This is a genomic window from Methanoculleus sp. UBA291 (genome assembly GCF_002499755.1).
In the GTDB taxonomy this organism is placed as follows: Archaea; Halobacteriota; Methanomicrobia; order Methanomicrobiales; family Methanoculleaceae; genus Methanoculleus; species Methanoculleus palmolei.
The window spans coordinates 90,125-102,596 of the sequence record NZ_DANC01000020.1; the positions used below are offsets into that span (position 1 = coordinate 90,125).

The 12,472-nt window shown below is 59.4% G+C and carries 10 protein-coding genes; 1 reads left to right on the forward strand and 9 read right to left on the reverse strand.

What is annotated here, in order from left to right; genetic code table 11:
* Positions 1-73: 73 nt before the first annotated feature.
* Entirely contained in the window at positions 74-469 is a 396-nt protein-coding gene (locus tag BP737_RS04645) for a hypothetical protein (RefSeq protein WP_292408672.1), read from the reverse strand.
* Positions 470-935: 466 nt separating this feature from the next.
* Here BP737_RS04645 and BP737_RS04650 point away from each other — a divergent pair, with 466 nt between their 5' ends.
* Positions 936-1,628 carry a hypothetical protein gene (locus BP737_RS04650; RefSeq protein WP_292408669.1) on the forward strand — a complete coding sequence of 231 codons (693 nt, stop codon included), beginning with the start codon at positions 936-938 and terminating at the stop codon, positions 1,626-1,628.
* A gap of 174 nt (positions 1,629-1,802) precedes the next feature.
* On the opposite strand, the gene BP737_RS04655 is transcribed toward BP737_RS04650, so the two are convergent.
* The 8 genes from BP737_RS04655 to BP737_RS04690 form a co-directional block, all read right to left on the reverse strand.
* Entirely contained in the window at positions 1,803-2,234 is a 432-nt protein-coding gene (locus BP737_RS04655; protein WP_292408666.1) for a hypothetical protein, read from the reverse strand.
* A 340-nt stretch (positions 2,235-2,574) separates the two neighbouring features.
* Positions 2,575-3,345, reverse strand: a complete 771-nt coding sequence (locus BP737_RS04660; protein WP_292408664.1) for a winged helix-turn-helix transcriptional regulator — start codon at positions 3,343-3,345, stop codon at positions 2,575-2,577.
* Between the two features lie 407 nt (positions 3,346-3,752).
* On the reverse strand, positions 3,753-5,900 hold the full coding sequence (locus tag BP737_RS04665) for a bi-domain-containing oxidoreductase (protein ID WP_292408661.1): 2,148 nt from the start codon (positions 5,898-5,900) through the stop codon (positions 3,753-3,755).
* Positions 5,897-7,087, reverse strand: coding sequence for a prenyltransferase/squalene oxidase repeat-containing protein (locus BP737_RS04670; protein WP_292408657.1), 1,191 nt, complete (start codon positions 7,085-7,087; stop codon positions 5,897-5,899). Before BP737_RS04670 ends, BP737_RS04665 begins: the two co-directional genes overlap by 4 nt.
* Complete coding sequence (locus BP737_RS04675) at positions 7,072-8,280, reverse strand: glycosyltransferase family 4 protein (RefSeq protein ID WP_292408654.1); 1,209 nt, start codon at positions 8,278-8,280, stop codon at positions 7,072-7,074. Before BP737_RS04675 ends, BP737_RS04670 begins: the two co-directional genes overlap by 16 nt.
* A gap of 76 nt (positions 8,281-8,356) precedes the next feature.
* A complete protein-coding gene (locus BP737_RS04680) occupies positions 8,357-9,733 on the reverse strand; it encodes a nucleotide sugar dehydrogenase (RefSeq protein WP_292408652.1) in 1,377 nt (458 codons plus the stop codon).
* Between the two features lie 20 nt (positions 9,734-9,753).
* Positions 9,754-10,833 carry a non-hydrolyzing UDP-N-acetylglucosamine 2-epimerase gene (wecB, locus tag BP737_RS04685; RefSeq protein ID WP_292408649.1) on the reverse strand — a complete coding sequence of 360 codons (1,080 nt, stop codon included), beginning with the start codon at positions 10,831-10,833 and terminating at the stop codon, positions 9,754-9,756.
* A gap of 31 nt (positions 10,834-10,864) precedes the next feature.
* The gene (locus BP737_RS04690; RefSeq protein WP_342685966.1) at positions 10,865-12,019 is read right to left on the reverse strand and encodes a glycosyltransferase family 2 protein; all 1,155 of its coding nucleotides are present in this window, start codon (positions 12,017-12,019) and stop codon (positions 10,865-10,867) included.
* Between the last annotated feature and the right edge of the window lie 453 nt (positions 12,020-12,472).

A 12,472-nucleotide genomic window follows, 5' to 3' on the forward strand; every position in this document is an offset into this window, starting at 1 on the left:
GAATAATTACCACTTTGATTGCCTACTGAGCAGGCTTTGCAACTAGTCTCAAAGTATTCTGTCTGTGAACCAACTACAATCGGATCCATCCTGCTTTTGGATACCCCATCTTGATTGTCGAGGATACCGTAAATGCCCCCATCCGTTCCATAATAGAGAACAACTCTTTCTTTTTTCCTTCAAGATACCCAATTATTTCTCCGACGCTCTCTTTTGATTCTGATCTGATAAGCAACTCATCCACTTGAGCCCTTGCTTCATTATATTTTTGCCATTGAGGCCCATCATCTCTAGAAGGGTGCTCTACTCCCAACATAGTATAAATGTTCTTCTCGGCTTCCTGATTTTGAAACAAGAGATTAGTCTTGATTTGTTCTTCTTCACTTGCCACCGCTGGCACCAGCACCACGCTCACCAGCAGCAGTGCCAGGAGCAGGGAGAATGCCTGCATTCCAGTTTTTCTTTTCATGTGTTTCAACCCCTTCTGGTTTACCGGAGGCAGGAGAGGCACACATGTTAAGTACCTGGAATGCGTACATCTCATCAGCCTCCGGGCTTGCGGGGTTCTTCATCCGGGGCGGCAACCGGGGATGGAGGGACCCCACGAACTTTTGCAGACGCATCATCGAGGCGCCCACACAAAGACATGGGCGCCGGTTTATTTATTTTTTCTGTCACATTTCCGGACACATACTCGCGGTATCCTCGAAAATGACCGGAGAGATCACTTCCCCGGGGATGGGAGCAGAGGAGAGAACCAGGTTCATAACGGCGTATCTCAGGACCGGGACGGGGCATTTGTGGGGATCTACCGGTCGGAAGCGGTTGAACGGACCCGCCGACGAACGACGCAAAACCTATCATCCATAACGACCGTACCCTCAATCGATACGAAAACCGGTTGAAACGATGCCGTCCCGGTCCGCGGAGATGCAATGAAAAAAATTACAATTGCCGTCTGGGCGCTCCTCATCTGCCTCGTCCTCGTGCACTACTTCTACACGCCCGAAACGCCCGAGGTCGTCAAAGGAAAGATCAGCACCGCCTCCTATCCCCCCGGGAGCCGGCCCGACCTGACAAACCTCTGGGACACACTGGTACACGAACAGGTGTTCTCCAACGAATCGGCGGTACTTCTTCAGTTGAACCAGTTCGTCGACAAGGATGGGACGGTGCGGTGCACCCAGCTTTACTATGCCGGGAGCGTGGACGGAGAGCAGCACGTTTACGAAGCATACGCCTACCCGAGCGGCGACGTGCTCTACAAAGACCAGAAACTCGATCTTCCCCTGGAAGGGGCGCATCCCCTCGCCATCTGCCGCGAAGTGACCGGGATTGACTATGCCGACCTCACCCGGGAGAAATGCACTATAGCGCTTCAAACGTTCAGGAACGAGGGGGAAAGGAGATATGACGAAACTCAGGGCGGCCTCCGCGTCCTCTCGAACGGCTCGTTCCGCCCCCTTAAGGAAGCGACGTTCCCCGACGGCGCCCGCCGGTACGCGATCGAGATCGTCCCCGGGGCCGTGCAGCCGGAAGAAAATACGACCGCGAGAGAAATACCCGATCGTCTCATCGCCTTCACCGAACGGGATATTGCCCTGGCCGACAGCGTCGTCTACGCGTAATGCTGGCGCTGTCGCACCCTGCATCGGGTTTATTTCCGGGAATCTCCCCGTGAGGAAGTTCTTCTCCAGATAGCGACAAAACAGGACCTTTACGGGCGGTAGAATTGAAGGAAAGCGGCATACGCGGCGCCGCTGACACCACCCTATCGCGGGCAACAGGATGCTCGCTCCCGGTTATTCTGCGTTAAACGCGTACACCTGGGCTCCCTCAACGCTCTTACCATGTACGGTGAATGTCCAGGGCCCGGGTGCAGGATCGCTTATGGTAAGACAGATCCGCACCTTCAGGTTATCGTCGCCGTCGCTGTCGCAGTAATAACCGTACTGGCTCCCGTCCGGCCTGAAGACCCCCAATTCCAGGGAATACTCATCTGAAAACCAGTTCAGGTCGACGGAAAACGAGGATGCACCGGACGGAATGGAATACCCATGATAGTCCGTCTCGCCCTGTGTGATCGTAAAGAATGCACGGGGGGCAGACCCATCTGTCTGGACGAATTCCGACAGCGGTTCCTTGTTTTCGCTTTCGAGACCGGCGGCCGAGGCCACCGGTACGATGAAGACCAGGACAGCCAAAAGCCCAATGATACGACCGAAGTTCACCATACTCGCATCACGGAGCCCTACGCGGGATATCCCCTTAAATTTTCTGTCACATTTCCGGACACGTTGTTTGGCGCGAGAACGATTGCCGCGAAACGTTGAATTGGGAGGATGGGGATATCCCTCTGTATTACGGTCCGGGCCCGCGCGACTCCGGGGGCTGGCAGAGAAGCGTTTCGCGCGCCCCATTCAGGGCGTAGCCGTGAGATCCAGAGAGAAATACACCCGACGATTCGTTGTGACCGCCGGAGAGGGGTCTCCGGCAGCATCCCGACCGCGGGACGGCTCCGGCCTTGAGGCTCCCGAGGGAAGAAGTCTTCGGGCCGGGGCACGCGCCCGGATGCTACGGACCCGCCGAAGTATCCCCGGATAAGTCGGATGTCCGCAGATATTCCTTTGCATCCGAAGAAAGAGAGTACTCTACATGTTTTCCTCTTCTATCACATCTGACGATGCCTTCCAGGATCAACGTTTTCATGTGCCAGGCTACACCCGAGCCCGACAACTCGAGCCGGGAAGCAATTTCTTTTCTGTTTATCCCCGGGTTCTGCAAGATGAGAGTTAGCAATCGTTTTTTCGCGGGGCCGCACAGGTAACCGTTCACCTTTTTTTCGAGGTCCGGGTACGCTTGTCCGGGAACATTTTTGTTGACACGGTAGCGCGTAAACCCGCAGCCATGCTCGGGGATGACCATCTTCATCTCACATAGCACCCCTAGATGGTACCTGAGAGTTCCGATATTCAGTTCCAGTCTGCTGGAGAGAGTATGGAGATGGACCCCGGAGTTTTCCCGGATACAGACATAGATCTTCCGGCGGGCTTCATTCTCCAGGACATTCGCTTTTAAAATTTTCTTGTGCCCGAGACGCAGCCATAGGGGCAGCGACAATATGGCCTGCATCAGCATAAAAAACGCCGTCGTGTCGACTCCAGAGACGATGCCGAGAATAATAACCTTTAGGGGAACGTTCCAGATATACAGGGGAGTCGGGTCCGAGAGGAACTGTTCAGGATACATCCCGGGCTGGACGGAGACGGCGCTTCCGGCGGACGGCAGCAGCACCAGGCAGAAGACGGCCAGCGCAATCCTGACGGTCGACGGCCATGGTGGCATGACACCCCATCTGTTCTCTGACAATAAAAACGTTGTTCTCTTCGTTAAACCGTGTTTATCGTCTGGAATTAAATTCCGACACTGTCCTCGCCAGATTCGATGGAGTTCCGGACGCGGGGTTGCCGGTCTCGAGATGACGGGTGCCACCAATGCTTCGGGCTGAGATGGTCGGCCCCCTCCGATCCCTTCAACCGGACGCATCACCACGCCCCAGGAGTGCAAACAGACTTCCTGACCGGAGAGGACTCACCGGCGACAGGATCGAGGACCTCCCCGCCTCCGGCCGGTCGCCACGGACGAGTGGACAGTCCCGTTGGGCGCAACCATCCCGGGCACACCGAGGCTGGATGCATCGACGGCCGGAGGGCAGGAATTTGAGCAAAAAGAAGATCGCCTTCCCGCCCGGGTCAGATCCCGACCGGGCCGAGGTCGATCTCCTGCGGCTTCCCGGAATCGATCGACTCCCACGCGAGAAACGTCGCAAGCGTTGTCGCGACGCTGCCGACGAAATCCGGCTCTTCGCCCCTCACAAACGCCAGGAGTTCCTCGGCGAACCCCTTCTCCTGGGCAAGCCACCGCCTCTCCCGCGACGCCTTCCCGTCCCGCCGGAGTTCGAGGTCGCGAAAATCGGTGATCCTCCCTACGGCGTTGTCGCAGAAGACCTCGACCGTCTCCTTCGGGTAGGAGCGGTCCCCGAGCGTCGTGTAGGTGACGGTGCCGAGCGACCCGTCCGCAAACGCGAGAGTCGCCTGGAAGTTGTCGTACTTCTGGAGGGTCCCGGTCGGCTCGATTGCCCGGGCATAGACCTGGACCGGCCGTGCCCCCGTCATATACTGCATGAAATCGATGAAGTGGCAGCACTCCGAGATCAGCATACCGCCCCCCTGCTCGTCGTCGTGCACCCAGTGCCCGGGCGGGATCTGCCCGGCGTTGACGCGGTAGTGCAGGACCATGGGGGAGGCCCGGTTCCCGAAGAACTCCTTCATCCGCCGCGCAAGTGGGGAATGACGCCGATTGAATCCGACCGTCAGTCGTTGTTCGGACCTTCTCCAGGCCTCGACGACCCCCCGGAGCCCGTCGATATCGGCGGCGAGCGGTTTCTCGACGAAGACGTCTTTTCCGGCACGCAGTGCATCGATTGCCATGGGGGCGTGCAGGTCGTTCCGGGTTGCGATCAGCACAGCATCGATTGCAGGGTCGTCGAGGATCTTCCGGTAGTCGGTGGTGCAGTAGGAAAACCCGTACTTCTTCGCCACCGAGTGCGCCGAGAGGCCCGTCGCGGTCGCAAGCCCCGCGAGATGGACCGGGAGTCCCGGCAGGTGGGGATAGAGGGCGCTCTGGGCGTGGACCCCGGCGCCGATACACCCGAGCGTCTTTGCCCCGGCCGGCACCTTCCGCCTCCGGAGATCGGACTTCGGGAGGGGCGTGACGGTCCCGGAGATGCCCGTACCGTTCGGGCTGTACTGCAGGAGGACCCCGATGAACCGCTCCTTTCCGGAGTTGATGAGGCTGTAGGCTTCCGGTGCGTCGTCGAGACTGAAAGTGTGGGTGATCAGGCGGTCGAGGTCGATCCGCTTCTGCCGCACCAGTTCTAAAAACGCCTCCATGTTCCTCCGCTCCGTCCAACGGACGTAGATTGGATAATCCACGCCTCTCTCCTCATAGTTCCGGTCGTAGCGGCCCGGACCGTAGGACCGGGAGACGACGACCTCCGCCTCTTTCTCGTAGAAGATATCGCGCGGCACGTTCATCCCCACGTTCCCGACGACCACGACCCTGCCTTTGTCCCTGACCAGGCGGCCGGCCGTCTCGATGGGGGCGCTCGACCGGGTTGCCGCGGTGATGATGACCGCATCCGCTCCGAACGGCGAGAATGCCTTCATCCGCTCGGCGAGGCCGTCGTAATTCGAGACGACGTCGGCACCGAGGTCCGCGGCAAGAGAGAGTTTCTCCCGGTCGATATCGATCCCGATCACCCGGCACCCCGCGGCTTTGAGGATCTGGACGGCAAGCAGACCGATCAGCCCTAAACCGATCACCGCGACGTTCTCCCCCACCGTGACCCGGGCGTTCCGGACGCCGTGCATTGCGATCGACCCGACGGTCGTGAACGCCGCTTCCCGAAAACCGACGCCGTCAGGGACCCTGACGCAGAGGTTTTTCGGGACCGCGACGTACTCGGCGTGCACCGCGTACCCGGCGCCGGCGCAGGCGACCCGGTCGCCCACCTCGAAATCGTCGGACCCGGTTGTCACCACCGTCCCGGCACAACTGTAGCCGAGCGGCTCCGGCTTTGCAAGGCGGCCCATCGCCTGCTGGTAGGCCGAGAGGGGGCCGTCCGTACCGATCTTCTGGATGACTTTCTTCACGTCCTCGGGACGCGCTTTCGCCTTGCCGACGAGCGACTGCTGTGCGAGGTTGATCAGCGACGATTCGGTGCCGGCGCTGATGAGGGAGTAGGCGTTTCGAACGATGACCCCCCGCGTTGCGGTGGGAACGGGAACGTTCTCCACTTCGATAGACCCTGACTGCAGGTCGAGTGCTACCTGTTTCATGAATGGTTACTCCATTTTTCCGATTGAGTGAGGCAATCAAGCATCTCCGACGTCATGAAGAGGTCGGGAAAGTTCTTCGACGGTTCCACGGTCGACGTCCGGATACCGAGCAATCGGCAGAGCGCCTCAAACGACCGCGTCTCAGCGGTTCCGGCATACCGCCTGCGGGCAACCTGCCGGTAGACCCCGTAGCCGAACCGGAACGCCCGGTGCCGTAGCGGGTAGCCTCCGAGCGACGCCGTCCTGGCCGCCGTGACGACGGAAGGCAGGAGATCGGACCAGGCGCCCGGTTCCCACCGGGGAGCGAGCCCCTGCACATCCGCCTCGAGCCGGTCGAGGCAGAGGCTCGCGTTATCCCGGTAGCGGCCGTCCGCCCGGGATGCGTAGACGAACGAGGCATGGGCGAACGCGTACGCTCCGGAGAGGTAGTATGCAAACGAAAGCCCGCTCTTCGACCAGTCGAACCGCCCGTCGGAACGCTGGACGCTCGCGAGCCACCGGGCCCCTTTCTCGATGCTCTCGCCGATCCGGTCGTCCGGGAGGCCGTCGTTTATCTTTGCGAGATAATAGATGGTCACGCCCTGGTAGTGCACGCAGGGAAGGTCGAAGACGTAGGGGTAGGTTCCCTTATCGACCGCATAGGGGTAGACGCCGTCGCTATGCTGGTGGCGGAGCACGTTTTCCGCCGCCCGCAGTGCCGCCGCGCGGGCTTCTTCATCACCGTACCGCTCGGCGTATCGGGCAAGAAACGCCCCGCACGAAGCGTCGACGTTCAGGTGGTCGGCGGTGTAGCCCGAAGATTTCAAGAAGTACCCGGGGCGCCTCTCGGCGGCGAGGACATAGTCCCGGGCCTTAACGACCGCTTCTTCGTGCGGACACCGGTCCGCCGCCTCCAGGAGCGCGTCGCCGATGAACGCGGTGATCAGGGCCGAAGGTTCGTTGTAATTGACGTGAACTTCGTTCCAGGACCCGTCCGGGTTCTGGCAGGCCGTGACGTAATTCAGGAGCGGGGCCACGAACGGGTCGCCTCCCGAACGGAGCATCGCCTTTGCGACCTCGGCGTGGACCCGGTTGCGGACGATGCCGAAGACCGGGTCACGGATGTATGCGGTCTCGTCGCGGACGACCGCAAGTTCCCGGACCCTCCCGGTAACCCGGGAGAGAAGCGGCGTCAGGCGCCCGTCCATATCATCCTCTCGATATGCTTCTTCAGTTTCAGAGCGACCGATCTCCGGTCGCAGTGCTCTGCGACGTACTCCCGGCCCCGACGGCCCATCTCTTCCATCTTCGCCGGGTCCGAGAGGAGCGAGGAGAGGGCAGCGGCAATCGCCTCCGGCGTATTGTCGGCGATGACCCCGGCGCCCGACGCCTTCGCGAGACGGGCGATCTCGCCGTTCCCGCAGCCGACGAAGGGTATGCCGCATGCCATATACTCGTAGGCCTTGGTGGGAACGGCATACTCGAGGTTATCGAGCCTCTTTAGGGGTGCCACCCCCACGAGCGACTCGGAGAGGAGTTGCGGGATCTTCTCGCGCGGGAGGGTGCCCGTAAAGACGACCGAGTCGGTCAGGCCCTCGGCCTTCACCAGCCGTTCAAGACTCCCCCGCGTGTCGCCGTCGCCGACGATGAGGAACTTCAGGTTATAGGTGCCGTTCATCGACTTGACGGCGAGGGCCACCTTATCGAGGTCCTGGGCGTGCCCGACGTTGCCGGCGTAGATGATCTGCCTCTTCTTTCCGCCGTCCATGGGGCGGAAGAAGTCGGTATTGACGCCGTTCGGCATCAACTCCATCGGAGCCGTGACCCGGTAGCGCGATGCGATCCTCCGCCCGAGCTCTTCGGTCGTGACCCCGACGAGATCCGCCTGCAAAAGACACATCTGCTCGAACCTCCTGCTCATCCTCTCGTAAAGGCTCCCCTCCCGGAGGAAGCCGAGGCTTATCGATGCATCGATCCAGAGGTCGCGGATATCGAGGATCCACGCGGCCCGTGAGGTCCGCTTCAGGACGTATCCCGGGATTCCGGTGAAAAGAGGCGGTGCCGACGTGATGATCGCGTCGAACCGGTTTCCGGTGAATAGAAGCCAGAGTGCGGCGTGAAGCGGAAAGAGAAGGTAATAGGCCATCCTGCTGGTAAACCCCGGGTCCCCGGATGCCGGCTGCCAGGTCCAGAGCCGTACAACGCGGACGCCCTCGACCTCCCGCACGTCGGATCGTCTCCATCTTCGGGGAAATGAACCGGTGGGAAACGTGGGATGGGGTGCAAGCACCGTCACGCCGATCCCCAGCTTCGCAAGATGTGTGGCGGTGTCGTAGATGCGTGATGCGTTTCCTGATTTTTCCGGTGGAAAGTGCTGCGATACGATGCATACCTGTTTCATGAAACTCCTCGTTGTCTCCATACGGTCGTCGAAGATTGCTTGTAGATCCCGACTTCACAAAACCATGTACGGGGGGTTAGGGGTAGCCCTCCCGCCCGTCCGGGGAGAATACGGTGATTGACGGCGGTGATGGGGACACAATCGGCTGCTGCACCACTCCTGCAGGATACAGACCCGCCGGGGGCGCAATCCCGTCCGACGGCACCGGCTGTACCGGCGACCCGTCACCCAGAACCCTGACGATAAAGCCCTGTTTGGTCCACTTCTCATGGTCGAGGATGTTTCGGGTATCTACGACGAACTTCGTTCTCATCTGGAGATCGGCCGGTTCAACCGTGCAGAAACAGTTGTGATCGGCGAGGACGACGAGACAGTCGCTCCCGACCGTTGCATCCTTTGCGTTCATGAGGGGGTACGGAAACTCCCCGACGTGGGGGTCGTGGCACCTGACGGCATACCCTTCGTTCTCAGCGAGCTGGATCAGCTTGAGTGCCGGGCTCTCCCGCGTATCGCCGATATTGCCCTTGTAGGCAACGCCGAAGATGCTGATCGTCGGGTTTCTGACTCCGGCAAGCAGGCTACGAACGGCGTGGAGTACGTAATTCGGCATGGAATCGTTGATCTCCCGCGCCGTGGAGACCATCTTGCACCGTGTGGAGTTCTCGGTCAGGAACCAGGGGTCGATGGCGATACAGTGTCCCCCAACGCCCGGTCCGGGATTGAGGATAGAAACCCGGGGATGCTTGTTTGCGAGAGTGATAGCCTTCCAGACATTGATCCCGCACTCCTCGGCGAGCTGGGCAAATTCGTTTGCGAGCGCAATGCTCACGTCGCGGCTGGTGTTCTCCATCAATTTGACAAACTCCGCCGTTCGCGTGTCGGTCCGGTAAATCTGCCCGGTGACGAATGTCCGGTAGATCGAAGCCGCCCTTTCGGCGGAGTCCCGGTCGTACCCGCCGATGATGCGCGTGTTGGTCGTCATCTCCTGCAGGGTCCGTCCGGGGATTGCCCGCTCGGGGCAATGGGCGTACTGAAAATCCCCGACAACGACACCGCTCTTCTCAAGCCTGGGGATGACGACCCGTTCACTCGTTCCGGGCGGGACGGTCGATTCGAGAATGACCAGGTTCCCCCCGGCGAGACGGGGGGCGATCATATCGGCCGCGTTCTTGACATACGAGAGGTTGGAAACCTTCGTTGCCGCGTCCAGAGGCGTCGGCACGGCTATCAGAAAGACGTCCGCGGCTTCGGGTTCTGTCTTTGCAACAAATCGCTCACGGGCATCGCGGTAGAGGTCCTCGATTCCCGGTTCACTGAACGGGAGGGTCCCCTGGTTCAGACAATCGACCAAGTTCTGTTTGACATCGACGCCGACAACGTCCGCTCCGTGAGCGGCAAACAGCAACGCGGTCGGTAGTCCAATGTATCCTAATCCCAGTATACAGATCCTCATGCGTATTCTCCTCATAGGTGTTATCGGGACCGTGCGGCAGCGCAGACCATCACGATCATTTTTCCGGCGATTCCATCGCCGTAAGGGTTTTTCCAGCCGGATTTCCAGGTTGTTGCGGAGCGGACCCCTTCGAGGATCCTCCTCGATTCGGTACCGACCAGAATGTTCGATCCGACGGCCAGCGTTTCGGGCCGCTCCGTGTCGTATCGCATCGTAGCACACGGAACGCCGAGAATGCAGGTCTCTTCCTGGACCCCGCCGGAATCGGTCAGCACGAGTTTCGCCTGCGATTCCAACTGCAGGAATTCCAGGAAGCCAAAGGGCTTGGTAAGATTTAATCCGTCGACGCCGATGCCCAGTTCCTGGATCCGTTTTTCGGTCCTCGGGTGGACCGGAAAGACGACGGGCAGGGCAAACTCCTTCTGCACCCCCTCAAGCCCTTTCAGGATTCCCTTGAGCCGTGCCCGGTTGTCTACGTTCTCCTGCCGATGGGCGGTGACGAGGAAGTACTCCCGGGGCTCGAGGTCGAGGTCTTTTAAGACGTTGACCTTCCTCTTCGATATGTCGAGGTTCTGGTACACCGCATCGACGACGGTGTTGCCGGTCATACAGATCTTCGGGTCTTCAATGCCTTCTGCGAGAAGGTTTTTCCGGGCGGTTTCCGTCGGAGCAAAGAGGTGGTCCGAGATATGATCGGTGAGCACCCGGTTGATCTCTTCCGGCATCCATCGGTTGAAGCTGCGGAGGCCCGCCTCGATGTGGCCCACCTGCACATGCAGTTTCGATGCCGTGAGTGCCCCGGCCATGACGGTGTTCGTGTCCCCCTGGACGAGGACGATGTCGGGAGACTCCTTCATCAGAACGTCTTCGACACCGGTCATGATCTTCGCCGTCTGACCGGCATGGGTCCCTGAACCCACATCGAGGCTGTATTCCGGGTCCGGCAGGTCGAGTTCCTCAAAAAAAACCCGGTCCATCTCGTAGGAGTAATGCTGTCCCGAATGAAGGATAAAGTAATCCAGATTTCTGCGCTCGCATTCCCTGATGACGGGGGACATCTTGATGATCTCCGGCCGTGTACCGAGTATTATACCGATCATGCGTTTCTCCTCTGCATGGTATCCATCCCCCTCACTCCCGCATCCGTGCGATAAGGGAGAGTGCTAGGCCAAGCACAAGTGCGACGGTTCCCGGAATCAGGAGAAGCGATGCGAGCATGCCCTGGCCGATCGGGATAAGGCCGGTCTCATTGAAACCCTGGAAGAACTGAAACAGGAGAAATACGCCTGCGATCACCGCAACAAGTCCGGGGAGGCCGATATTCAAAAGAGGTTTTTTCTCCACGATGAGCCAGAATAACGATCCGAGCACCTCTACTCCATGAGATACGGGATTTTTTGTGGACGTGTCAAAATCGCCATATTTGCAGTTGATCGGCGTCTCTCCGAGACGCAGGTGCTTTTCCTGTGCAATCCGAAGCATCTCCGATTCGGTTGAGAAATCATCCTTCCGCAGCATACCGAGCATCGACTCCATGGTCTTTCTGTTCAGGGCCCGAAAACCGCACTGCGAGTCGGTAATCGAACTACCGGTAGTGGTGGCGATATCAAGCACGGCCCGCCCGAATCGCCGGTAGAAGGGCATCTGATCGAAGGTCCGAAACCCTATGACGAGATCGGCGGTATCGGCGAGGATCGGCCCGGTCAGGAGCGGTATCTCCCCGGGGTTGTGCTGACCGTCTCCGTCCATGAAGACCAGGCAGTCATAGTCGTGCTCGACCGCATACTGCAGAGAACTCTTAATTCCCCGTCCTTTCCCCTTCCGGGCGCCGTGCGAAACGACGGTCGCTCCGGCATCCCGGGCAACCTTCACGGTGTTGTCCGTGCATCCATCGTCTACTACGAGAACCTCGTCGGCATATCGGCGGGCCATCAGGACAATCGAACCGATAGCAACCTCCTCGTTGAAGCAGGGGATCGCCGCGAGAATCTTCATCCTGTCCGACCGGCGGGATGCGGCCGTTGTCGCATCCGCGGATTCGCTCACTATCCGTCGGTGCCCCGGGGCTGTCGGTGTCCGCAGAGGATTGACCTGCTCCTGGATCTCACAGCGAAACGCAGGAATATCTATCGGGCTCTCCTGTCCGACGATCCGGGGAGCCCGTTGTTCGATCCATCCGCCCGTCTCTGCATCTATGTACTGTGGCAACGGCACAGTTGTCTCTTCGGCAAACCACCCCTCCGAATGAACGGGTGGCCTCGCCAGAACCGGATCCTTGTCGTACATCCACTTTCCCCTCTTGACGTACTGGAACGGGACTGTTCTGGCATATATTAATAGGTTATTATTAAATAGTAATCATTAACAATTTATTAAAATAAATGATATGTCATTTACAACAGTGCCACTAAAACCGTGCCGACTAATTAAGTCTTCCTGTCCAGGCGAGAGAGAGGGATTTCCCGTAACCGTCGTGGGCGGGCCGTCTCCCCGGTGCGATTCAAGCCGGGTTCCGGTTATCCCGGTATTGCCATCCGGAACGTTTAATTGCGGCTGTCTCGAATAACGGGGAGGGAACATGAATTCTCCTGCCGCACCGTCTTTGGAAGATCCGTTGCCTGCTGTCGGATTCTTTCAAAACGCCGACATCGAGCACGGTCGCTTCCCCGATCATCCCCGCATCGCCGCACCGTATCGGGAATGTTCGGGCGTCGGATACACCGCAGCTCGAAAGGCCGG

Coding starts and splice junctions, on each gene's coding strand:
- BP737_RS04645 (WP_292408672.1), bottom strand. CDS start 469: ATGAAAAGAAAAACTGGAATGCAGGCATTCTCCCTGCTCCTGGCACTG.
- BP737_RS04650 (WP_292408669.1), top strand. CDS start 936: ATGAAAAAAATTACAATTGCCGTCTGGGCGCTCCTCATCTGCCTCGTC.
- BP737_RS04655 (WP_292408666.1), bottom strand. CDS start 2,234: ATGGTGAACTTCGGTCGTATCATTGGGCTTTTGGCTGTCCTGGTCTTC.
- BP737_RS04660 (WP_292408664.1), bottom strand. CDS start 3,345: ATGCCACCATGGCCGTCGACCGTCAGGATTGCGCTGGCCGTCTTCTGC.
- BP737_RS04665 (WP_292408661.1), bottom strand. CDS start 5,900: ATGAAACAGGTAGCACTCGACCTGCAGTCAGGGTCTATCGAAGTGGAG.
- BP737_RS04670 (WP_292408657.1), bottom strand. CDS start 7,087: ATGGACGGGCGCCTGACGCCGCTTCTCTCCCGGGTTACCGGGAGGGTC.
- BP737_RS04675 (WP_292408654.1), bottom strand. CDS start 8,280: ATGAAACAGGTATGCATCGTATCGCAGCACTTTCCACCGGAAAAATCA.
- BP737_RS04680 (WP_292408652.1), bottom strand. CDS start 9,733: ATGAGGATCTGTATACTGGGATTAGGATACATTGGACTACCGACCGCG.
- wecB (WP_292408649.1), bottom strand. CDS start 10,833: ATGATCGGTATAATACTCGGTACACGGCCGGAGATCATCAAGATGTCC.
- BP737_RS04690 (WP_342685966.1), bottom strand. CDS start 12,019: ATGTACGACAAGGATCCGGTTCTGGCGAGGCCACCCGTTCATTCGGAG.